Origin of the sequence: Lentibacillus cibarius, assembly GCF_005887555.1 — a bacterium.
Taxonomy (GTDB): Bacteria; Bacillota; Bacilli; order Bacillales; family Amphibacillaceae; genus Lentibacillus; species Lentibacillus cibarius.
This window is the reverse complement of the sequence record NZ_VCIA01000001.1, coordinates 275,544-297,932: the sequence shown is the minus strand read 5'-3', so window position 1 is coordinate 297,932 and position 22,389 is coordinate 275,544. Positions and strand designations below refer to the sequence as shown.

General features: G+C 39.5%; 22 protein-coding genes, 2 pseudogenes and 1 riboswitch. Of the genes and pseudogenes, 20 read left to right on the top strand and 4 right to left on the bottom strand.

Features of this window, described 5'->3' with window-relative positions:
* The first annotated feature begins 15 nt into the window (after positions 1–15).
* The 11 genes from FFL34_RS01500 (at position 16) to bioB (ending at position 8,626) form a co-directional block, all read left to right on the top strand.
* Positions 16–714: a hypothetical protein gene (locus FFL34_RS01500; RefSeq protein WP_138600701.1), complete on the top strand. Its 699-nt coding sequence runs from the start codon at positions 16–18 to the stop codon at positions 712–714.
* A 349-nt stretch (positions 715–1,063) separates the two neighbouring features.
* Entirely contained in the window at positions 1,064–1,147 is an 84-nt protein-coding gene (locus tag FFL34_RS18990) for a putative holin-like toxin (RefSeq protein WP_411712835.1), read from the top strand.
* A 666-nt stretch (positions 1,148–1,813) separates the two neighbouring features.
* The gene (gene istA / locus FFL34_RS01495; protein WP_234031397.1) at positions 1,814–3,121 is read left to right on the top strand and encodes an IS21 family transposase; all 1,308 of its coding nucleotides are present in this window, start codon (positions 1,814–1,816) and stop codon (positions 3,119–3,121) included.
* A gap of 250 nt (positions 3,122–3,371) precedes the next feature.
* On the top strand, positions 3,372–4,151 hold the full coding sequence (gene istB, locus FFL34_RS01490; RefSeq protein WP_138600698.1) for an IS21-like element helper ATPase IstB: 780 nt from the start codon (positions 3,372–3,374) through the stop codon (positions 4,149–4,151).
* Positions 4,152–4,733: 582 nt separating this feature from the next.
* Positions 4,734–5,051 carry an SRPBCC domain-containing protein gene (locus FFL34_RS01485; RefSeq protein WP_181954917.1) on the top strand — a complete coding sequence of 106 codons (318 nt, stop codon included), beginning with the start codon at positions 4,734–4,736 and terminating at the stop codon, positions 5,049–5,051.
* 204 nt (positions 5,052–5,255) lie between these two features.
* Positions 5,256–5,402: a DUF6007 family protein gene (locus FFL34_RS18985; RefSeq protein WP_411712046.1), complete on the top strand. Its 147-nt coding sequence runs from the start codon at positions 5,256–5,258 to the stop codon at positions 5,400–5,402.
* Between the two features lie 221 nt (positions 5,403–5,623).
* A complete protein-coding gene (locus tag FFL34_RS01475; RefSeq protein WP_138600694.1) occupies positions 5,624–5,809 on the top strand; it encodes a helix-hairpin-helix domain-containing protein in 186 nt (61 codons plus the stop codon).
* A 9-nt stretch (positions 5,810–5,818) separates the two neighbouring features.
* Entirely contained in the window at positions 5,819–6,181 is a 363-nt protein-coding gene (locus tag FFL34_RS01470) for a VOC family protein (RefSeq protein ID WP_171046239.1), read from the top strand.
* A gap of 107 nt (positions 6,182–6,288) precedes the next feature.
* Positions 6,289–6,759 carry a peptide-methionine (S)-S-oxide reductase gene (locus FFL34_RS01465; protein WP_138600690.1) on the top strand — a complete coding sequence of 157 codons (471 nt, stop codon included), beginning with the start codon at positions 6,289–6,291 and terminating at the stop codon, positions 6,757–6,759.
* Between the two features lie 261 nt (positions 6,760–7,020).
* Positions 7,021–7,617, top strand: a complete 597-nt coding sequence (locus FFL34_RS01460) for a biotin transporter BioY (RefSeq protein ID WP_138600688.1) — start codon at positions 7,021–7,023, stop codon at positions 7,615–7,617.
* A gap of 19 nt (positions 7,618–7,636) precedes the next feature.
* Entirely contained in the window at positions 7,637–8,626 is a 990-nt protein-coding gene (bioB, locus tag FFL34_RS01455) for a biotin synthase BioB (protein WP_138600686.1), read from the top strand.
* 519 nt (positions 8,627–9,145) lie between these two features.
* Here bioB and FFL34_RS01450 read toward each other — a convergent pair.
* From FFL34_RS01450 to FFL34_RS01440, 3 genes are read right to left on the bottom strand one after another with little or no spacing between them, the layout of a single operon-like run.
* On the bottom strand, positions 9,146–9,988 hold the full coding sequence (locus FFL34_RS01450) for a MetQ/NlpA family ABC transporter substrate-binding protein (RefSeq protein ID WP_138600684.1): 843 nt from the start codon (positions 9,986–9,988) through the stop codon (positions 9,146–9,148).
* Between the two features lie 13 nt (positions 9,989–10,001).
* Complete coding sequence (locus tag FFL34_RS01445; protein WP_138600683.1) at positions 10,002–10,664, bottom strand: methionine ABC transporter permease; 663 nt, start codon at positions 10,662–10,664, stop codon at positions 10,002–10,004.
* The gene (locus FFL34_RS01440; RefSeq protein WP_138600681.1) at positions 10,657–11,406 is read right to left on the bottom strand and encodes a methionine ABC transporter ATP-binding protein; all 750 of its coding nucleotides are present in this window, start codon (positions 11,404–11,406) and stop codon (positions 10,657–10,659) included. Before FFL34_RS01440 ends, FFL34_RS01445 begins: the two co-directional genes overlap by 8 nt.
* 292 nt (positions 11,407–11,698) lie before the next feature.
* Positions 11,699–11,822: riboswitch (TPP riboswitch) on the top strand.
* Between the two features lie 323 nt (positions 11,823–12,145).
* On the opposite strand from FFL34_RS01440, the gene FFL34_RS01435 reads away from it, so the two are divergent.
* The 3 genes from FFL34_RS01435 to FFL34_RS01425 are packed head-to-tail and all read left to right on the top strand — an operon-like array spanning position 12,146 to position 15,016.
* Complete coding sequence (locus FFL34_RS01435; RefSeq protein WP_138600679.1) at positions 12,146–12,736, top strand: ECF transporter S component; 591 nt, start codon at positions 12,146–12,148, stop codon at positions 12,734–12,736.
* Positions 12,737–12,747: 11 nt separating this feature from the next.
* Entirely contained in the window at positions 12,748–14,226 is a 1,479-nt protein-coding gene (locus FFL34_RS01430; protein WP_138600677.1) for an ABC transporter ATP-binding protein, read from the top strand.
* Positions 14,227–14,239: 13 nt separating this feature from the next.
* Positions 14,240–15,016 carry an energy-coupling factor transporter transmembrane component T family protein gene (locus FFL34_RS01425; RefSeq protein WP_138600675.1) on the top strand — a complete coding sequence of 259 codons (777 nt, stop codon included), beginning with the start codon at positions 14,240–14,242 and terminating at the stop codon, positions 15,014–15,016.
* 1,834 nt (positions 15,017–16,850) lie between these two features.
* Here the strand turns inward: FFL34_RS01425 and FFL34_RS01420 are convergent.
* On the bottom strand, positions 16,851–17,297 hold the full coding sequence (locus tag FFL34_RS01420; RefSeq protein ID WP_010529123.1) for a MarR family winged helix-turn-helix transcriptional regulator: 447 nt from the start codon (positions 17,295–17,297) through the stop codon (positions 16,851–16,853).
* 146 nt (positions 17,298–17,443) lie between these two features.
* On the opposite strand from FFL34_RS01420, the pseudogene FFL34_RS01415 reads away from it, so the two are divergent.
* From FFL34_RS01415 to FFL34_RS01390, 6 genes and pseudogenes are all read left to right on the top strand, one after another.
* Positions 17,444–17,872: pseudogene (locus FFL34_RS01415) on the top strand (organic hydroperoxide resistance protein).
* Positions 17,872–18,897 (top strand): NADP-dependent oxidoreductase, encoded by a 1,026-nt coding sequence (locus tag FFL34_RS01410; RefSeq protein WP_010529124.1) that lies wholly within the window; start codon positions 17,872–17,874, stop codon positions 18,895–18,897. The pseudogene FFL34_RS01415 and the gene FFL34_RS01410 overlap by 1 nt, the downstream one beginning before the upstream one ends.
* 42 nt (positions 18,898–18,939) lie before the next feature.
* The gene (locus FFL34_RS01405) at positions 18,940–19,869 is read left to right on the top strand and encodes an NADP-dependent oxidoreductase (protein WP_010529125.1); all 930 of its coding nucleotides are present in this window, start codon (positions 18,940–18,942) and stop codon (positions 19,867–19,869) included.
* Between the two features lie 52 nt (positions 19,870–19,921).
* Positions 19,922–20,195, top strand: a pseudogene (locus FFL34_RS01400) (aldehyde dehydrogenase family protein); the annotation flags it as partial.
* 191 nt (positions 20,196–20,386) lie between these two features.
* A complete protein-coding gene (locus FFL34_RS01395) occupies positions 20,387–21,025 on the top strand; it encodes an SDR family oxidoreductase (protein WP_138600673.1) in 639 nt (212 codons plus the stop codon).
* Between the two features lie 116 nt (positions 21,026–21,141).
* On the top strand, positions 21,142–22,263 hold the full coding sequence (locus FFL34_RS01390) for an NADH-dependent flavin oxidoreductase (protein WP_135111235.1): 1,122 nt from the start codon (positions 21,142–21,144) through the stop codon (positions 22,261–22,263).
* The last annotated feature ends 126 nt before the right edge of the window (positions 22,264–22,389 follow it).

Here is a 22,389-nt window from a genome sequence, read left to right as displayed (position 1 = left end):
GAGGGGGGATAAACGATGTCAAGACCATTTTCAATTGAACAGCCATGGACCTTGCACTGGCAGCGGCTGCCGTCCAATTTGAAGACCATCCATTATGTGAATGATAGGTCCCCTAAAGAATGTGCAGCTTTGGATGCGTTGGCGAAGGTGGGGGTGATTGGGGGGAAACAACTCTCCCGATTATTCCGGCTGCAAAAGAAACGTTTAAAACAGATGGCTCGCGAACAAAAAATCGTTCGTCATGAAATGCGTGTAAATAAGCAGATTATGCCCGTTTATACGTTGGGACAGACGGGCGCTTTCATAACAAATGTTTCGTATGAAGCGAATTATTGGGTGGTGTATCAAACAAAAGGTGTGTTAAAACGTCTCATGTTTTTTGAACTATATCAATTTTTCCCTGGAGCGGTAATTACCCCGGCACCACAACCGTTTATCGCAGCCATTGAATGGAAGGGAAAACCATTTTATGTTTACGTGTGCCGTGGAGATATCAAAGACTTATTATTGCATTTAAAGTGGAAAGGCAGTTCATTTAATGAACGTATGATTGCCATCACTGAATCAATGAAGCATATCGAGCCGTTGAAAATGTATGCAAAAGATATGAAATTACGTATAACAACCGATAAGGATTTAATGGGGGGTGACAAGGATTTTCAAAACGTGTTTTACTTACTGGACGAACAAGGTGAATTTATTAAGGAAGCATAATCGATTTACCGGGTTCAAAGGTTAGAAACAGGGATTTGTTTCGCAATATTGGCATGTCTATGGATTAGGTCATCTTCCATTTGACTTGATCGTTGGACATGCTTTTTGCTCTCAAGATGGTATAGGGTGGAAAGCTTCAAAAAGGTGACTTCTAGAGAAAGAATTATGAAGAAAAAAGAAGTGTAAGGTTAATACTAGGCCTAACATGCCTTTGTTATTTTCTTCACGAATAGGAAAGTATGTTCTGTTAGAAAAGATTGATTTTTGTTACAATAGAACTTGTACAATAAGGCTTTCATGGGTGGTGGCTCACTCCTTTTTTCGCACCTTCCTTTAGAGAAAGGGGGTGATGCCTTTGACAGTTTTTGAATCGTTAATCTTAATGATTTCATTCGCAACACTTGTCGTTGCAATGCTGTCTCAAAAGAAATAACCACCCTGCAAGCCTGGTAAGCATAAAGGGTGGTTAATCTTTTCACTCTACAATGTGAGCTGCCCCCTTGAAGGGCTGTTGTACATGACCGTTAGTGTATCTACACTAGCGGTCTCTTTTATTTTATGTGATGTCTTCTAATTTTATTATACCCAATATCAGGCGAAATGAAAACAGTAAAATGATACAAGTCTTTTGCATATCATAAAGAATGAAAAAACTCAGCAGGAAATCCCGCTAAGTTTTAAAATTGCTTTGAATATTTCTCATCTATTTTTTGCTCGATTGCCATCAATGCTTCTTTATCATGTGACTGCTAAACTAAAGTAGACAGATATTGCTAAATAAAAATGAACACTTTTGGGGGGGCGTTGCATTGGGCAGGCCCCGGCCGGGGCCTGCCCAATGCAACGGTAACTGAATCTCCTTTTACATGTTTTCATTTTGATTCTGTCAACGATTCATTTGCACCTTGAAAATTGAATATTTTTTAAATGTTGGAGGGCGTAGCTTCGTAATGAGCATTTGCTTGCGGAGCAAGCTAATGCGAATGAGAAGGAAGCAAGCGTGAGCGCGGTAGTCTACATGCTCTATTTTAAAAAGACGCACGCCATTTCGATATGATAGGTTAATAGATATCATCAAAGAAATGGAGTGTATGGAAAGGTGGACAAGTTCAGAGTGTACACGGACATACGGCAGCTTTACCAGCAGGGGTTTAAAGTTGCTCAGATCGCCAGAAAGCTTGGCATCTCACGAACAACTGTTTATGATTATCTGAATCGGGAGCCTGAGGAAATGTCTATTTGGGTTGCCGGCACAAAGGAACGCTCTAAAAAGCTTGATCCTTATGAAAATGAGATCTTTTCCTGGTTGAAAAAGCACCCCGACCTTTCGGCCGCGCAGATACAAGATTGGCTCTTAGAGAAACACGGAAATATGGATGTTGCGGCCAGTACCGTTCGCAATTATGTCAGCCAATTACGAGGGCGGTATCATATTCCTAAAGTATTACATGTGCGAGACTACGAGGCCATTCCCGATCCCCCCATGGGGCAACAGGCACAGGTTGATTTTGGTGAGACAAAACAACAGACGACGAAAGGAGAGGAAAAAAAGCTTTACTTTATCTGCCTTGTCCTGTCGAATTCACGGTATAAAACAGTGATGTGGTGGGATCGGCCGTTTACGACGAAAGACGTTATCCAGGCGCATGAGACATTCTTTGAACAACTTGATGGAATGCCTGAAGAAATCGTTTATGACCAGGATCGTGTCATTCTTGTCGATGAAAATGCCGGCGACCTCATTTTTACAGCAGACTTTCAGAAGTATCGAGAGGAACGGGGATTCCGGGTTTATATGTGCAAGAAAGCTGATCCGGAGTCAAAAGGACGAGTTGAAAATGTTGTGGGATTCGTCAAAAATGGTTTTGCCAAACATCGTGTTTTTGACAACATTGATAAATGGAACGAGACGTGTCAGGAATGGCTGGATCGAACCGGTAACGGCAAAATACACAATACAACAAAAAAGAAACCGGACACGGTGTTTCAAATAGAAAAGAAACACTTGCGCCCAGTCATTCCTAAAGCAAATATACTTAAAAAAGATGATTTTAGTATAACAGTAACGGTGAGGAAGGACAACACTATCCTATACGATGGCAATCGTTATTCCGTGCCACTTGGTACCTATCAACATGGGGAGTCCAATCAGGTTCATCTTTTAAATAAAGGTGAGATACTGACCGTGATTGACGGAAACGGCGAGATCATCGCTGAACACAAAATCGATAACCGAAAAGGAGAACTCATTCAAGCGTCTAATCATCGCAGGGATCGTTCAAAGGATATTGAAGCCTATATCCAAAGCTTGGCTTCACGTTTTGAAAATCCGAATCGGGCGACGACTTATTTGGGGGAAATTCGTAAATGTTACCCACGTCACGCTAAGACCAGCTCCAAGTCATAGCGAAATGCACGAAAAACAGCGATAGCCAGCGAATGGAACAGGCATTAATAATGTGTGTGGATAATAGATTATATTCCGGAAATGATTTTCGAGACGTCTTAAACCACCTGCATCAGGAGGAATCAGAGAGCACAGATCAGGCAATGGAGAATGACGTTTCTTCACCCGTTCATAAATCTTATGAGAATTGTCAGCCAACGACTAGGGCTTTGACCGATTATATCAGCATTCTGGAAGGAGGTTCTTCTACATGACATCAACAGGCCATCTTGAACAGCAATTGCGCACATTACGGCTTTCAGAAACGGCACAACAACTCCCTGAAATGATTACGGAGGCGGAGAAACAAGACGCCTCCTACCAGGAGTTTCTTGCCCGTTTATTGAATTACGAACAAAAACGCCGAGAGGAGAAACGGATTGAGCGCAACATGAAATGGGCGGCATTTCCTTTTCACAAAACGTTGGAGGAATTCGATGTTCATGAACAAACAGCGTTGAGTCAAAAACAGCTGAATCAACTAAAAGAACTAACGTGGCTGGACCAACTATATAATTTAATTCTGTTGGGGCCACCCGGCGTAGGGAAAACCTTTCTGGGTGTTGCGCTGGGGATTGAGGCCATTTATCGGGGTTACCAGGTTTCGTTCCTGCCAATGGGCGAATTGGTTCATATTCTTAAAACAGCAGATGTCATTCGCAAATCGCAAACAAGAAAAAAGCGTATCCTTAAGTCGGATCTCGTTATCATTGATGACTTAATGTATATGGCCATGAATCAACAGGAGGCGAATCTGTTTTTCCAACTGATTAATGAATTATATGATCAATCTACCATCATTTTCACCTCAAATAAGGGGCCGAAAGATTGGGGAGACCTTCTTGGGGATCCGGCCACTACCACGGCCATCCTCGATCGTATTTTACATCGCGCGGAGGTAATCCAAATGGATGGGGAAAGTTACCGAATGAAATACAGAAAATCCATTTTTGGCGAAGAAAATGAACAGGATAAAAGTGTTCAAAATTAATTAGCAAAAAGTGTTCAATTTCACTTGACGCTCACAGCTTATCGCGAATAAGGTAAGTGCCATTTTTTATAGAAAAAAGGATTGAGTTAATTCTTGGAATTTGAAATAATTGGTATCAAGTTAAAGGGCCATTTAATGGAGTAAGAATTTACTTTTTGACGGAAAGCAACTGGAGGATGATAATTTTGCAATTTTCACATTTAATGAAACTGGCTCTTGGATGGTTTATTGGAATAACTTGATTCGAGTTCTTTAAAAGTCTATGGCATAACGAGGCAATGGATTGGCAGTCCATTATTTGCTTTGGTATAGCAGGGTTCATAGGGATGCTTATTGTATTTGGGTTAAGGAGTTTTTTTAAAAAAGACAAAGATTTAATCTTTAACTTATACTAAGGTAAAATTCAGTAATCGGGCGCTGTTCCGGAATAAATTTGTTCATCAGTCGGGCCATTTAATGGAATAAAGTAATAAGGCATTAAAGGTAATTTGAATAAGAAAAAAGCTGATCATAAGGTCAGCTTCTTTGTAAGTATCCTTTTTAACAAAAATCCCACAAACAAACCCGGGAGCACGCTCATTATTGGAAGCCAGACAGGACCCAACAGATGGAGAAGGAACAAAGTATGAAGGAGTGATTACTGCATTCCAGCCACCTGTGGTTTTTGCTTTTCGTGAAGTTGATGATTTGCTGCGAATCGAATTGCAAAACACCTCTGATGGATGTCGAATGACATTTGAGCATACGTTTGATGACTGGTCTTGGGCGTCAGCAACAGCTGCAGGATGGCATCGCTGTCTTGATGCATTGGGTATGATGGTTAACAAACTGCCACCTGAATGGCCGGATAATGGAACTGAGTTAAGAGAATTTTATCGGGAAGCATTTGATTCGAATTAGGTAAGGATAACAAAACATATTTTAGAGATTATCATAGATATGGTATATAAATTCATCAAATGTGCTTATTCCATGTAAGGACGCAGTTGTTTAAATTGTCTGAATCGGGCAAGTTTTGGTTATTAAATAAGCATAATGCCTGGCGCCACGTTGCCAAAAAAGCTAGGTATTCGTTTGAATGACTTAAAATAAGTACTTAATAGAATGAGATGGCTAGATCTGATATTTATAGTCCCTATGTCGTTGTTAGTTTCTTACTTACCGACTTATGGTTTTTGGAGCATAATAGTAAACACTTTGATTGTTATTCTTTTCGTTTGGCTTAGCTTTGGCATTCCATATCGTTGTTGATATTATAAAAAGAAAAAGGGATAACTCAAATCCTCAATAATAGAGCGCAATTCTGTAATAAGAATTGCGCTCTTACATCATGTTAGGGTTAGTTTTTGAACAAGCAGGACTTTTAGTAAGCAACATAGAATTATTTTAGTGTGTAAAATTCCATTATAAGAGAGGTGGGTTGAATTGAATGGCTATAAAAATCCCAGGCTACCTTTAACACAAACGGAAAATTGGAGGCTACACTTGGATGCAGAACTGCCCCTTGTGTGGAGGATCAAATCATATGTGTTATTCATCATGCTAATCACTCGGTCAGTGACAAGCAGTGGTTTGACTTCACCGAGTATAGAAAAGCGTACCGTCAAAAATTCGGTTATCCAAGATCGAGACCTAAAATCCCATGGTATGAAATGTGAATGAGGGGATTGATTGTAAATGAAAACAAGGTTAAAGATGTTAGAGCAAATGTTAGGGATCTTGAAAAAGCAGTAAAGTGGTATGAAGAAGTGTTAGGGTATACGGTTGCAGCTTCATGGCCTCCTGAACAACCTAATTACGTACATTTTGAACATGAAGGAGGAGCGATGTTTGGGTTGATGGAACATGAAAATTATCCATCTCCTGGACGCTTTAACTTTTATGTCGATGACGTTGACACACTTTGGCAAAAATTTAAAGGTAAAGCAGACATAGTAGAGGAATTGTTTTCCACGCCTTATGGAAGTAGAAAATTTACCATACTAGATATAGACGGCAATGAATTAGGGTTTGTGCAAGATGATTTATAGAAAAGAAGTACTTTCTACAATCCCGCTATCAGGCGCGAAACTGGAATAAGAACTGCGATCCATTCTTGGATTGTTGGGCCATTTGCTGTATAAAGGGAGAGAATAATATGGAAATAGTTTATTTTGCAGGTGGATGTTTATGGGGAGTACAAGCTTTTATAAAAACTTTACCTGGAGTTAAGTTTACAGAAGCGGGAAGAGCTAATGGAACAAGCCATACACTTGAGGGTGATTATGATGGGTACGCCGAATGTGTCAAAACAGGATTTGATCCGACGGTTGTATCAATCAGGGAATTAATGGGATACTTATTTGAAATTATTGATCCATACAGCTTGAATAAACAAGGAAGGGATGTTGGCGAGAAATACAGGACAGGAGTATATAGCGAAAAGCCAAAACACTTAAAAGAGGCGAAGGCATTTCTTGGTGAGAGAAATGATTATGACCTCATAGTTATTGAAGTATTACCTCTTACAAACTATGTGAGAAGTGCAGAAGAACATCAAGATAGGTTAGCTAGATGTCCAAATGATTATTGTCATATTCCAAAAGAAACATTAAATAGATATAAGTAAGGAAGAATATTAAAAGCTGGTCTATGTGCTATAGTATTCAGAGTCCTTACTAGGCTTGATTTTTATATAAAGTGGCCTTATATAAGTTTAACCCAACTTTCGTCTTCGGATTTAAAGTCTAGAAATTCCTCAATCAATAATGAAATTTCTAATTTTTATTTTAAGGTCTTCTATTTTATAAGAGTTTATGATATTCTTTGCACTATAATTGTTAACCAAAATATTATTAGGTTAACAATATATAATTAGGAGGTGACGATTATGGCCAAAACAAACTGGTCAGCACTTAACATTACTACAGCCAGCGTGTTTGTAGCGATGACGGCAATCGGTGCAAATATCACATCAATTGCACCATTTATGGTTGTTGGTGGTGTACCGATAACGTTACAGACATTTTTTGCGGTGCTCGCAGGTATAGTGCTGGGTAGCAGACTCGGAGCATTTTCCATGTTTGTTTACATGATGCTCGGGCTTGTAGGTGCACCTATATTTGCACAATTCAAAGGAGGAGCTGCGGTTTTCTTTACGCCGACATTTGGTTTCATTTTGTCTTTTATTCTAGTAGCTTATGTTGCCGGAAAATTGATTGAAAAGAAAAGGAGTCTGCCAATGTACATAACTGCAGCACTGATTGGTTTGGCAATTAATTATGTTTTTGGGACTAACTGGATGTATGCGGCGTATATTCTCTGGTTTGATGCACCGGAGGGGTTCACATACGGACTAGCCTGGGCATGGATGATGGTGCCATTACCGAAAGATATTATTCTTTCAATTGGCGCAGGACTTTTCGCATACAGACTTAGAAAATCAGGAATCGGGGTTCAACGTTTTCAAAAAGAGAATGCAGCGTAAACGGGGAGGAGATGCATATATGGAATACAGTAAACTGGCAAAAGGTGTTTTGGACGGATATGAACTGACGGATGAAGAAGCAATGGGCATACTGAAATGCCCTGATGATGATATCTTGCAATTGTTAAACGGTGCATATCAGATTCGTAAACACTATTATGGAAACAAAGTAAAACTGAATATGATTATTAATACAAAATCCGGAAATTGTTCGGAAAACTGCGGATACTGCGCACAGTCAAGAGACTCTACTGCACCAATTGAAAAGTATCGGATGCTGGACAAGAATTCGATTATAAGAGGTGCTGAGAAAGCACAGCAGATGCGCTCCGGTACTTACTGTATTGTGGCGAGCGGTAAAGGGCCGACTGATCGGGAACTGAATCATGTGGCTGAGGCAGTCGAAGAAATCAAATCCAAATACGATCTGACAATCTGTGCCTGTCTTGGCATATTGAAACCCGGGCAGGCTGATAAGCTAAAATATGCGGGTGTCAGCCGCTACAATCATAATATCAATACTTCAGAAAATCATCATGATGCGATTACAACAAGTCATACGTATCAGGATCGGGTTCGGACCGTGAATCAAGCAAAGCAAGCAGGTATGTCACCATGTTCGGGTGTTATTGTTGGAATGAAAGAAACAAAGGAAGACGTTGTGGAAATGGCTAAGGCACTCAAAGAGCTGGATGCAGATTCTATACCCGTAAACTTTCTGCACGCGATTGACGGAACCATGCTAGAAGGAACTGACGAATTAAATCCGGTATATTGTTTGAAGGTGCTTGCTATGTTTCGTTATGTTAATCCGACAAAAGAGATACGTATTTCGGGTGGCAGAGAGGTTAATTTAAAAAGTCTTCAGCCATTGGGATTGTATGCAGCAAACTCAATTTTTATCGGTGATTATTTGACAACCCTTGGCCGGGAAGATACGGAAGACCACCAGATGCTGCGCGATCTTGGATTTGAGCCGGATTTCATATATGATGAAGCGAATATTTGAGTTGAATCGTCTGGAAAATTTTCTATATCATGTCTTGTGTTGCAGGGAATTTTGTGATTTTTGATGACCATAACCATAAGCTTTTGTTTTCATTGACGAACGTCAAAAATATGTATGATAAATTTTATAATGACGCTGTCACTATTTCTATTGGTGGAAAACGTTCCTGACTCAAATGAAACGTGGTCACACAATTTCGGTAAAGATCAGGCATTTTCTAATACGTTAATAAGGTTCTCGTATGAATAAAAGCGGTTTATCTTTCAAGGGAGCATCGACTTATTGATATGGAAGAATTGAGCCACAAGAAGTGCTGATAATTAAATGAAATTGGCTTTAGTTGGAACGCTGTAGGTGGTGAAAGTCGTAAGTGCGATTGAAGTGCGGGAGAAGCTAGCGATAACTTCAAGGTCTTACCTATCACTATAGTGAAGCGCACCCAAAAGTTGTGCGACAAATACAACTTTCTGGGGTGCGCTTCAATACTATATGCCACAGGGGTGGTGAACCATTCGGTTTTTAGAATGCCGGAATAGAAGCTTCGCCTTCACGAGAATTTAAAAACTTGCGAACGTCTTCGCTCGTCATCGCGTCAGCTAACTGTTGGATCAATTCTGAGTCCGCATTATCTTCACGCGCGACTAATGTAATTGCGAATTTATTATCTTCTTTTTCTGTAATGAGCGCATCGTCAGCCGGAGTTAAATCTAAGTTACCAGCGTGTGTCGGGTTAACGATAACGCCATCAAAATCTTCATACAAACGAGTTAAAGCAGTAATACCTGCTTGTTCAAAACTATAGTTGTGTGAGTTTTCTTTAATATCCTCTAATTTGTACTGTCCGCTATCTGTTTCTTTCAATTCAATTAAATTATGTGAAGCTAACAGGCGAAGGGAACGGTCAATGTTAGACGGATCATTTGCAATACCAATCGTTGCGTCATCAGGAAACTCTTCCACGCTAGCGTATTCTTGTGCATAAAGGCCGAAATTAGCATAATAAATTGGCTGAACCTCTGTTAAATTAGCGTCTGAGTTTTGGTTGAACTGATTCATAAATGGGACGTGTTGTGAGAAGTTCGCATCAACCTCTTCGTTTGCTAGCGCTTCGTTTGGTTGAATATAGTCACCCATTTCAACAATCTCTACTTCAATATTGTCTTCGGCGAGATTTTCCTGTGCAATTTCTACAACGTCTAACATAGGTGATTCAACGACAGCAACTCTTACTGTTTGCTCTTTATCCTCGCCATTATTATTGTCATCACTTGATTTTTCTGCCTTCTCACTGTTGTTGCTGCCGCTACATGCGACTAGCACAGATATTAGGACGACCATCATGATTATAATCCATTTTTTCATCAATAATCTCCCCTTATCGTTTGTCTATTTTTCTTGCTAATGTAATGCCGGCATATTGAATGAGTTGCACAAATATCACCATAATAATGATGATATAAATCATCAAATCAGTTCGAAATTGTTGGTAACCATAACGGATGGCAAAGTCACCGATACCACCACCACCGACAACACCCATGATCGTCGAGTAAGAAATAAAACTAATCGTCGATGTCGTCATGCTTAAGACGAGTGCTGAGCGTGCTTCAACGTACAAAAATTTGAAAATAATATCTTTAACTGACGCGCCCATCGAAACAGCCGCTTCCATCACGCCTTTAGGGACATCGAGAAGCGATTGCTCTGCCAGACGAGAATAGTGCGCGATTGCAATAACGGTCATCGGGACGATCGCAGCTGCTGTACCAATCGCCGTTCCAATAATAAAACGCGTGAACGGAATTAAAAAGATAACGAGTAACAAGAATGGAAACGAACGAATAATGTTCACGATTAAGTTCAAGGATGAAAAAACAAATTGATTTTCAAGCAATTGCCCTTTGCGACACAGGAATAAAAAGGTGCCAATTGGAAGCCCGATTAACAATGCCGCTAGTATTGAAGAACCAACCATAATAAATGTCTCGCCAATTGACACCCAAATCTCAGTTTGATAATCAACTAATATATCAGGCATTGTTGACGTCACCACCTGATTTCAAACGTTTGACAAAACCTTCGGCGCTATGTTCAATTTTATGTACTCCTGTCGGATCGATATTAATTTCTTCGTAGATGCGACCATCTGCCATAACCGTCACTCGTTCACAGACACTTTTGATTACTTCCATTTCGTGGGTAACAATGACAATGGTGACACCAAATTCTTGATTGATTCGCTTTAATACTTCGAGCACTTCCGCTGTTGTATTCGGGTCAAGTGATGACGTTGGTTCATCACATAACAACACTTGAGGCTGGTTGACAATCGCTCGCGCAATAGCGACGCGTTGCTTTTGCCCTCCGCTTAGCTGCCCCGGGTACTGATCTTTTAACGTATCGAGACCCACAAAACGCAAACTCTTCATTACTTGTTCTGTCCGGTTTGTTTTCGGAACTTTAGCTAATTCTAGCGGCACGACGACATTGTCGAAAACCGTTTTATTGCCGACTAAATGATACCCTTGGAAGATCATAGCTAACGACTGACGTATGTGACGAATTCGCTTACCTTTTAAATGGTTCAGCGTTTCACCATTTATGATAACTTCTCCTTCATCAGGCTGCTCTAATAAGTTCATCATTCGCAGTAACGTTGATTTCCCTGCACCACTCGCGCCAATAATACCATGAATTTCGCCCGACTTAATACTTAACGATACCGATTGAATTGCTTCAAACGAGCCGAACCATTTGCTGACATTATATATAGTAATCATAAAAAACCCCCTTCCCTTAAATGAAAGGTGATTCAGAACCTGTTTATTATAACTTATATTCACGTAGCTGTCATTAACTAACAAATTCTAAAAGACTAAAACCTCACATTTGCTGAAAACAGCATATTGTGTTGAGAATATGCACTTGGAACTGCCGTTAATATTGTAAATAAATACCTATCATAAACTAACGAATAGAATAGATATGAATTAAAGTAATTCTTTAAAAAACATATTTGAGTAATCCTTGACAAATATATTGAACATAGTATGATACAAGTAAATAAACGAATAAAACCACTAGGGGAGCTTTCAAGGTGATCAATTCACCATAGAGCTGAGATTAAAGTATGACTTTAAGACCCTTAGAACCTGATCTGGATCATACCAGCGGAGGGAAGTGGCGTTTAGTTGCAAACAATACATATGTATTATTTTCAATTAAAACCACTTTCTCTGTAATAAGAAGGTGGTTTTTTATTTTTATTTATAAATTTAGGGAGGGGGGGAAGAAATGAAATTTTCAGGGGAAGTACGTCAAGCTGTAGATGAAATTAGGGCAGCAAGTTTTCATCATTCATTTATTAGTGGAGGAGATGACATAGCTGAAAAAAGTTTCAGAAGATGATAGAGAACGAATAAAGAGCATTTTATCTTATGAGTTATCATTTTGGAATATGGCTTACAAACAAGAAGTATGGTCCATTAGGTGGAAAAGACTAGAGGAGGAGAAAAATACATGGCAAAAGGATTGAAATTAACGTATATTCTAGTAACGATTGTGATTGCTATTGCATTTGGAATTGTTTATATCTTATGGGGCCCGCTATATTATACATTAACCCCTATTGGTCTGCACCTTGATCAGTTCGTTTATGGAATGTGGTTTATCGCAGCACCTGTCGTCTATTTAATCATTCGAAAGCCAGGAGTTGCGTTATTGGCAGAGATTGCTGCTGCGTCTGGTGAGTTTTTACTCGGATCACCTTGGGGATTGACGGTTCTATTATATGGAGTGGTTCAAGGATTATTTGCAGAACTCGTGTTTATGGCATTTCGCTATAAACGATTTGATTTATCAATAGCTGTATTAGCAGGTCTCTCTTCATGTATAGGTTCCGTTATTATGGATAGTTTTTATGGAGAAATTTTAGCCCTGTCGACTTGGAACTTAATCTTGTATTTAGTTGCTCGATCTATCGGTTCACTGTTCTTTGCTGGTATTTTAGCTTATTATCTTGTCAAAGCACTTGAAACGACAGGAGTTACGAATCTTGTTCGTCCGGCATCCAGAGAAGATTATGATGCATTGGATGTGGATGAAAGATAAGGATGATAAAGATGGAACAAATGACACGTGTTGAGAATTTAAGACTGAAATTTCCTGGTGACGAATCGCTCTTATTTAAGGATTTATCCGTTTCGTTTCAAAAAGGTGAAAAGGTTCTTTTGTTAGGACCTTCTGGCTGTGGTAAATCAACGCTTTTGCAGCTGTTAAGCGGACTCATTCCAAATTCTTATGAAGTACCGTTAAAAGCTGACAAACTAGAGCGCCCTTCATCATGGGGGTATGTTTTTCAGGATCCAGACAGCCAGTTTTGCATGCCGTATGTCGATGAAGAGATTGCTTTTGTCCTTGAAAATCTCCGAATACCAAGGGAGAAAATGCAGAAGCGAATTAATCGGCAGCTTAAGGAGGTTTCATTGGAGTTGCAGGACATTCATACACCCATAGCATCTTTATCAGGAGGCATGAAACAGCGGCTTGCTATTGCATCCGTTCTTACTCTTAATCCAGACGTTTTATTTTTAGATGAGCCAACAGCGATGCTTGATCCAGTTGGAACGAAGGATATATGGGATGTTATAAAAAATGTTAGTGAAAATAAGACTGTACTTGTCGTCGAACATAAAATTGATCATGTGCTGGAATTTATTGACCGGATTATCCTATTTAACGAAAATGGAGAGATTATTGCTGATGGACCAAAGGATATGATTTTCTCTAATTATAAACAGGAGATGAAAAGACAGGGAATTTGGTTTCCGGGCGTCTGGGATGATTATCTTGCAGAACATCCCGTTCAGCGTGAAGTAAGTGTCAACAATAATAACCTTTTAAGATTACAACAATTTAAAGGCTATCGAAACAAGGAAATTAAAATCTCCGTTGATGAACAACAGGTTTCTGGCGGTGAGTGGATTGTCATTCGTGGGGATAATGGCGCTGGGAAGAGTACATTTTTGCATGCGCTGATGCAGTTCATAAAAACGACGGGAAAATACGAATTAATGGGAATACCAATTAAAAAAGTAAAAAATTTACATGAACAAATGACATTTGTGTTTCAAAATCCAGAACTTCAATTTGTAGCGAATTCTGTTTATGAAGAAATTGCTTATTCGTTGCGAATAGACAATACCGATCCACATCTAATTGAACAGCGTGTCGCTGAACTTCTTCATGTTTTTCGACTAGCTAATCATCAGGATAAAAATCCTTTTCAGCTATCGATGGGACAAAAGCGCCGGTTAAGTGTTGCTGCATCAATAATTAAGGAGCAGCAGATTATTCTATTGGATGAACCGACATTTGGACAGGATTCCAGAAATACATTTGCTTTATTGGAATGGATTGAACAATATCGCCGTCAAGGTACAACCTTTATAATGGTTACCCATGACGAACAAATATCCAAGTATTTCGCTACAAGAATTTGGACGGTAGAAAACGGTAAAGTAATGAAAGATGAACAATCTGAACGCCAGAACAAAACGGAATTCAAAAAGTCCAGTCTTGAAGCAGGCGTGGTTCTTTAAAAGGAGGAGTCAGATGACTTTATTGGGAAAGGAAACATGGCTCCATCGTGTGAATCCCAGTTTAAAACTTTTGGTTGTATGTATACTCTGCATTGCCGTCTTATTTATTGATAATCTAAATTATATGATGAATCTAAGTGTTGGTTTTCTCATTCTATTTTTATTGTTTACTGGTTATCCGCTTAAATTTATTTTGCTTTTAGTCGTTCCGTTCTGTTTCATTTTTATATCAACATCATCAGCCATGGTAATGTTTGGACAAGGGGAGACGACATGGTTTAAGTGGGGACTTGTTCATATAACAGAAGAGAGCTTTTTTACGGGATTACTAGTTGATTTTCGTGCTCTTATCTTTGCAATGATGGGTCTAACCTTTGCATTAACAACAAAACCAGTGAATTTATTCTATTCGTTAATGCAGCAAGCAAAATTAAAGCCGAAATATGCGTATAGTTTTATGGCTGCATTACGACTAATCACGATTATGAAGGAAGAATTTCAAACCATTCGATATGCCATGAAAGTTCGAGGTGTTAAAAAACAAAAAGGTCTCAAGTCCATCTTTTTTAAGATAAAATCCTATGCTGTCCCGCTTTTATCAGGTAGTATTCGACGCGCCCATCGGATTGCAGTAGCGATGGAGGCGAAGCAATTTTCTGATGATAAGAACCGTACCTACTACTATAACTTTAGTTATTCCCCGTATGACTATACATTTATATTATATGTTCTTGTACTTTTGGTTATAAGTTTTTATGCATCAACGCATATACCGTATGTCTCTGTTTAACCTTCTTTAATCGAGACGTTATTTTTTGGCTATTATTTTCTTTGTTATCCAGTGTTCAGCAAACGGCGCTTTTGCGGGTTAAAAAATTGTACTCAGATTGTTATTGAAGGATCATATTGCAAGGTAACGCAGCTAATGAGTTTAAGAAGTAATGAAGATATAATCTAGCTTTTAGATACTTCTAAAAAAGGACTTGATCGTTGACCGGCACTTTGGCATCCTGGTGCAGTGTTGTTGACAAAGTTTTTGGTACTTATATAGTGAAATACGTTCTCATTATTCTAATCTAATTAGCAAGGAGTGACATACTGATATTAAAATTCTTTAAAGGGGTGAGAGCAATGGTCTTTGAAACCTTATCAAGACAACTTTCGGTAGTAATTACTCTCGCGTTTGGAGTATTATTAATTGTACTTTAATCCATTGATAAATAAAGAAAATAAATACTTTGCTTGGTTCAGCCTTATAATGGGGATTATAGTTTTATTATTACTCTTGTGGTTTACTTTTGGGAATGAAGTTATAAGAAGCCAAATACTTAATCATGGACTTCAGTAAATTTACTAAACAATAGGGCAGGAATTTTTAACAAGGGGGGATTAAAATGTTGCTTTTTCTCTTTTTTTAGGAATTATATTTGGTTTATTTTTGATTGTTAACTTACCTAATTTGATGAATGACTTTAGTACGTTTGGGTTTTTATAGGTATCATTGATGGGGTATTAGTTGACATTTTTATGTTACTATCAAAAAAATTAAACTAAAATTTATTGCGTTAACGGAGGCTAATCCGGAAAAAGCGCCTAAATTGACATTGTAGGGTCAGATAACGGAATAAAAGAGAGGGGTATTTTTGTTGGATTCACCAATATTACAGTTTGTTCGTGTGGAGCAAAAGAAAAGCCGAAGATAAATTTAGACGCTTACCTATTGCTGACTATTCTTGAATAACAGGTAGCGAAGAGATGGGGAAAAATGTACTTAAGCTAACTAACAGAATAATTCAATTAAGCATATTTATGTATTTAATTACACAAAATATCATAACAGGTGATAATTATGTGGGTAAATATATTGGGTGGTTTTGTTACACCTTGGTTATTGGGGATATGGTTATTTAAAAAGGAAGGCAATGATTAAAATTGGTAAAGGTCCCTTTTTGAATATGAAGGGTAAAATTCCGACACACGCGGCCAACAGGCCTTTTAACATTAAACGTTCCATGGGTGACTCACCTCTTTTGTTAGGGATAGGTTTATTATTTGCATTGTGGGGGAATTTATTCATTTTGCGAATCACGTGTCACAATTTACGAACCCACGTTTTTTGAAAACCTTTGCGTAATTGAACGAATGTCTTGACGTGGTCAATTCTATCCTTTGACCAATCATTGTAGTGTTCATCCCAATATTCGACTGTTGAAAAGAAGAAACCAAGAGCGACAAACTATTATTTTTTTGACTAAACTGCCTGGTTATTTGTATTAAATTTCTTAAAATAAATAGTAAAAATAAGAGTTAAATCTCCTTCATGTAAGGGATGAAAGACGGGATTTCTATGGATGAAACAAGGGTTGAGGTCAAGTGGGATAAGGGATCGAGGGAGATGGGGGAGATTTGTAAAAAGGAGTTACAAAGGCACAGCTGAGGAAGAAAAATGTAGTTTAATTTATGGAGGTGAGGTTGTCACCTTTTTTATGGTTGATTTTGGATTTTTTTCAGGAGCATCAGCCATCCCGGATACAAGAATATTCTAGTAAGAGAAAGGCATTTAAACTGTAAAAAGGAAAGAGGGGCCTGTTACCTTTTCTTTCCTTTTTGCTGAGGCACATGATTTACTCTGTATTCGCTTGCTGAATATGCTGTAATAAATTTGTGAAGTCGAAAAGGGTTCTCGAAAATTCCTCTTCAGTGAGACCACTCTTTTTAATAAGCTTACCGGGAATCTCCGCTGCCGTTTCCTTTAATTGTTTTCCTTCTTCAGTTAAGGAAATTAATACACGTCTTTCATCATCGGGATCTCGTTTTCGGTATGTTAACGCTCTTTCTGTAAGGCGCTTGAGCACTGGGGAAAGTGTTCCGGAATCGAGAAAAAGACTGTCTCCCAACTCCTTCATTGTACAGGATTCTTTTTCCCACAAAACAAGCATGACAAGATACTGTGTATACGTTAAATTGAGTTCTTCCAAAAACGGACGATACAATTTATTTATTTCCCTTGATAATGAATAGATAGAAAAACACAGTTGGTTGTTTAATTTTATTGCTTCATCTTTCTCCATTAATTATCATCCTTTCAGTCCTTCTCTATTTTAAACTATATGGAAGTTCATAAAATGTCAAACTGGTTTTTTGACGAGAAGAAATTTTTATGGTTTAATAAGTATCGCGCAATTAAATTGCACAAAATTAAATTGGGGTGATAAACTTGAATGCTTTATATACTGCTTCATCCACTGTCAGAGGTGGACGTAATGGACGTGTGATTTCAGATGATAAGATAATTGATATGCCATTAGTAATGCCTAAATCACTTGGCGGTGCAGGGGGAGAAGGGACCAATCCGGAATAATTATTTTCCGCTGGGTATGCGGCCTGCTTTGACAGTGCGTTGAATCTGGCTGCCAGAAAGCAACGAATTAAAATTGACGAAACAGAGGTGAAAGCGCAAGTATCAATAGGAAAAGATACCGATGGAGGTTTTGCTCTTACTGTTGCATTGGATGTTACAATTCCGGGAGTTGAACAAGAAGTAGCTGAACAACTTGTTGAATCCGCCCATCAAATCTGTCCATACTCCAAAGCAACCAGGGATAATATTGCAGTCGACTTGAAGGCTAAAGGGGTGGAAAGATAATGACATTAAAAGAAAAATTGAAAAATAGTCAGATTCTATTGGCAAAGCGCCCAAAAGGGCTGCCAACAAAAGAGAATTTTACATTTCAAGACAGTCCTGTACCACAACCGGAAGAAGGAGAGGTTCTTGTTAAAACAATCTATTTATCTGTTGATCCGTATATGAGAGGCAGGATGGATGATGCAAAATCGTATGTGAAACCTTTCGAATTAAATGAGATGATCTGTGGCGGAATTATTGGAGAGGTCGTTTTGTCTGATTCAGATCAGTTAAGCGTCGGTGATAAAGTAGTCGGGACGCTCGGATGGCAGCGATATAACGTTATTCAAGAATCTAAGGTACGTAAAATTGATGAAACAATCGCTCCTCTGACCGCATACCTGAGTGTCCTTGGCTTAACTGGCTTGACTGCTTATTTTGGTCTGCTTGATATTGGTCAGCCAAAAGAAGGGGAAACAGTTGTTGTATCCGGTGCAGCAGGAGCGGTTGGTATGATCGTTGGACAGATTGCCAAAATTAAAGGAGCTCGAGTTGTCGGAATTGCTGGTTCCGATGAAAAGACAACCTACTTAAAGCAGGAACTTGGCTTTGACGAAACGATTAACTATAAAACCTCTCCAAATATGGAAAAGGCGCTTGAGAAAGCCTGCCCAAATGGAATAGATATATATTTTGACAATGTCGGCGGACCAATTTCTGACGCAGCGATAAATCTATTAAATGAATTTGCACGCATCCCTCTTTGCGGTGCAATTTCGTCTTATAACCGGACGGACGGTGATTTAGGTCCAAGAATTCAGACAAAACTCATTAAGAGCCGTGGATTGATCAAAGGCTTTATCATTGGTGACTATGCTGACCGTTTCAGTGAAGGTATCCGGGATCTTTCAAGCTGGTTAGCCGAGGGGAAACTGAAATATGAAGAAAATATTGTGGAAGGATTTGAGAACGTACCAGAAGCTTTTCTCGGGTTGTTTAAAGGTGAAAATCTTGGCAAGCAACTTATAAAAGTCGATGAGGAATAACGAATTAGAAATAAGGAAATACATGATGAAGGAGGACCCAAATTGAAAGCAGTTATTATTGAAAATTACGGCAGCATCGATGAGTTAAAGTATACGGAGGTAGACGAACCAAAATTGAAAGACAATGACGTCTTGATTGAGATAGCAGCTACGTCCGTAAACCCCGTTGATTGGAAAATACGTGAGGGGTATCTGAAAGGAATGCTGGATTATAACTTTCCGCTTACTCTCGGTTTGGATGCCGCAGGAACAATAAAAGAGATAGGAAAAAAAGTGACGAAATTCAGGGTCGGAGACAAGGTATTTACCCGGCCGGATATAACCCGTAATGGAACTTATGCGGAATATGTAGCTGTTGATGAAAACCTTGTTGCAAAAAAACCGGAAAATCAATCTTTTGAAGAAGCTGCATCAATTCCGCTTGTTGGATTAACATCGTGGCAATGTCTTGATGACTTTGCTGACATCAAACAAGGTGACAAAGTGTTAATTCACGCTGGATCAGGAGGAGTTGGAAGTTTTGCCATTCAACTAGCAAAATCCTTGGGTGCCTGGGTGGCAACGACATGCAGCACGAAAAATGTTGAATTTGTTAAATCGCTGGGGGCAGACAAAGTTATTGATTACCGCAACGAAGATTTCACACATGTTCTTGCCGATATGGACATTGTGTTTGATACGCTTGGCGGTGACATCCAGACGCAAAGTTATGATGTTTTAAAAGAAGAAGGTGTTCTGGTTTCTATTGCTGATCAGCCTGATCAGGAATTATCCCAAACGAAAAAGGTGAAAGCGGGCTATGTTTTCCTTGAACCTGATGGTGAACAGCTTGCCAAGATCGGGGAAATGATTGAACAAGGAAAGATCCGCGCAAATGTAGGGACAGTTATGAAACTTGAGGAGATTCAAGAAGCCCACCGATTAAGTGAAACACATCATGCCAAAGGAAAAATTGTCCTCCGAGTGGGGTAAGGTAAGGAAAGTGCACAGATTTTACTAACGATTTTTTTCATGGCAAAGGAGTGACATCGCCAACGATTCACCGTATGGCTTAGGCGGAGCCTTCCATTCTGATTCCTTAGAACATGGGGTAAACATCGCTAGAAGACTTCATATCGGTATGGTTCATGTCAATGATCACCGTTAATGACGAGTCCCACGTCCCGTTTGGCGGGGAAAAAGAATCAGGTCTTGGTCGATTTAATAGGGACTGGATTCTTGACGAATTCACAACAGTACAATGGGTATCTGTCCAACACGAAAGACGCGATTATGGTCTTATTTTGATTAAGGGCTAGCGTGGTAAAATAGAATAAAAGTTCAATATCGAATCCATACTTGATGAATTCGGTATTGATAGCGTATAAGAGACTGCTTAATGGAATTGATTCGATTGTTTAATCCTACTAGAGAAGATAAATTTAAATATTGGGGATGAAAAATAACCATCAGTTAAAGCTGTGAAATTAGTAGATGAGGAGCTGTTGATATGAAAGTATTAGTGATCGGTGCATATGGACAAATTGGACAACATATTTTATCTGTCCTGGACAAGAGCGAACATCAAGCAAAGGCGATGATTCGCAACGAAAATCAGGCGAATGAACTAGAACATTTAGGGGCGGAGGTTGTTGTTGCCGATTTAGAACAGGATTTTTCTTATGCTTTTGACGGTTGCGATGCGGTGATTTTTACCGCTGGTTCCGGTGGCCATACCGGTCCTGAAAAAACGGAATTGGTGGATCGCCAAGGTGCTATGAAGGCGGTGAACGAGGCAGAAAATAATCATGTAAAGCGTTTTATCATGGTCAGTTCAATGAATGCTGATACCCCTGATAATGGTCCGGAGTCCATGAAATATTATTTCAAAGCAAAAGGCGATGCGGACAAAAACCTGCAATCCAGCCATTTGAATTATACCATTCTCCGTCCCGGAAGGTTATTAAACGAACCTGCCAATGGGACCATTACCGCGGCGGAACATATCGAAGACCGTTCCAATGGCATTCCGCGTGCTGATGTAGCGCAGGTTGCTGTCACTTCACTAGATACAGAAAATACATCCCATCGGGTGTTTGAAATTCTCTCAGGCGATGTTCTGATTGAAGAGGCACTAAGGAATATCTAAGGAATTTGCGAGTAATGAAAGTATTTATATGATATGCGATAGGTTGTTTTTATTATAGGAAATTTTTGTAAAATAATCTTTTTTAAGGTTGAAGTTATAAAGGGGAGGCAAAAACGTTGAATGAAAAATACCAGCCATTATTTGAATCCTTTTCTTTTCCGAATGGTACCCGATTGAAGAATCGTGTGGTCATGGCCCCCATGACCAACTGGTCCTCAAATTCGGACGGAACGGTTTCTGATGATGAAGTGAAATATTATAAACGTCGTTCAAAAGGGGTCAGCATGGTCGTCACAGCCTGTGCCAATGTGACAGCAGGCGGCAAAGGCTTCTCCGGCGAAATTGGCGTGCACAATGATGATATGATCCCGGGATTAAGAAGGTTGGCGACAACGATTCAAGATCAAGGCGCCAAAGCGGTCTTGCAAATTTATCATGGCGGACGGTTGTGTCCACCGGATTTAGTCCCAAATGGGGACATTGTCAGTGCTAGTGCAGTTCCGGCAGGAGAGAACGAACCGGTTCCCCGTGCATTAGAGGATGGCGAAATCAAGGAAATCATTCATGCGTATGGGGAGGGCGCCCGTCGAGCCATTCAAGCCGGATTCGACGGGGTTGAAATCCATGGAGCGAATGGATACCTGATCCATCAGTTCTTTTCTCCTCATTCAAATCATCGTGACGACCACTGGGGTGGAAGCCTGAAAAAACGAATGAACTTTCCACTGGCTGTCATCAATGAGATCCAGAAAACCGTGGGTGACCACGCAAAAGATCCATTCATCGTGGGGCACCGGCTTTCTCCTGAAGAACCCCAAACTCCAGGTATTACAATGGCGGACACGTTGGAATTCGTCGATGTTTTAGCCGATCAGGAACTGGATTACATTCATGTTTCACTAATGAATTTTTGGTCCCGTCCTAGACGAGGCTTGGAAGATACACGTTCACGCTTAGACATCATCCAAGATCGTGTAGGGAACAAAGTCCCTGTTGTCGGAGTAGGCTCCATCTACTCAGCCGAGGATGCCCGATCCGCAATCCAAAGCGATGTACCTTTGCTAGCTTTAGGACGCGAACTTATTATAGATCCCGACTGGGTAGGCAAAATCGAACAAGGAAAGGCTTCCGATATTGAGACGATTTTAGATACAAATGGTCAAGATCGGCTGGTCGTACCGAATCCTCTTTGGAAAGCGATTATCCACACCCCTGGATGGTTCCCTGGTGTTGATTAACAGATTTAAAGCCTTTGCCACCTACAAAAAGGTGGCTTTTCATAAGATTGATTCCAATAATAATGGTTACGGACTTTTTAAAAACCTTTCATAACGCCATTATACTCACAAACTGTATATTTTACT

Coding starts and splice junctions, on each gene's coding strand:
- FFL34_RS01395 (WP_138600673.1), top strand. CDS start 20,387: ATGAAAGTATTAGTGATCGGTGCATATGGACAAATTGGACAACATATT.
- FFL34_RS01410 (WP_010529124.1), top strand. CDS start 17,872: ATGACATTAAAAGAAAAATTGAAAAATAGTCAGATTCTATTGGCAAAG.
- FFL34_RS01435 (WP_138600679.1), top strand. CDS start 12,146: ATGGCAAAAGGATTGAAATTAACGTATATTCTAGTAACGATTGTGATT.
- FFL34_RS01440 (WP_138600681.1), bottom strand. CDS start 11,406: ATGATTACTATATATAATGTCAGCAAATGGTTCGGCTCGTTTGAAGCA.
- FFL34_RS01445 (WP_138600683.1), bottom strand. CDS start 10,664: ATGCCTGATATATTAGTTGATTATCAAACTGAGATTTGGGTGTCAATT.
- FFL34_RS01460 (WP_138600688.1), top strand. CDS start 7,021: ATGGCCAAAACAAACTGGTCAGCACTTAACATTACTACAGCCAGCGTG.
- FFL34_RS18990 (WP_411712835.1), top strand. CDS start 1,064: ATGCCTTTGACAGTTTTTGAATCGTTAATCTTAATGATTTCATTCGCA.
- FFL34_RS01465 (WP_138600690.1), top strand. CDS start 6,289: ATGGAAATAGTTTATTTTGCAGGTGGATGTTTATGGGGAGTACAAGCT.
- istB (WP_138600698.1), top strand. CDS start 3,372: ATGACATCAACAGGCCATCTTGAACAGCAATTGCGCACATTACGGCTT.
- FFL34_RS01420 (WP_010529123.1), bottom strand. CDS start 17,297: ATGGAGAAAGATGAAGCAATAAAATTAAACAACCAACTGTGTTTTTCT.
- FFL34_RS01450 (WP_138600684.1), bottom strand. CDS start 9,988: ATGAAAAAATGGATTATAATCATGATGGTCGTCCTAATATCTGTGCTA.
- FFL34_RS01500 (WP_138600701.1), top strand. CDS start 16: ATGTCAAGACCATTTTCAATTGAACAGCCATGGACCTTGCACTGGCAG.
- bioB (WP_138600686.1), top strand. CDS start 7,637: ATGGAATACAGTAAACTGGCAAAAGGTGTTTTGGACGGATATGAACTG.
- FFL34_RS18985 (WP_411712046.1), top strand. CDS start 5,256: ATGAGATGGCTAGATCTGATATTTATAGTCCCTATGTCGTTGTTAGTT.
- FFL34_RS01425 (WP_138600675.1), top strand. CDS start 14,240: ATGACTTTATTGGGAAAGGAAACATGGCTCCATCGTGTGAATCCCAGT.
- FFL34_RS01430 (WP_138600677.1), top strand. CDS start 12,748: ATGGAACAAATGACACGTGTTGAGAATTTAAGACTGAAATTTCCTGGT.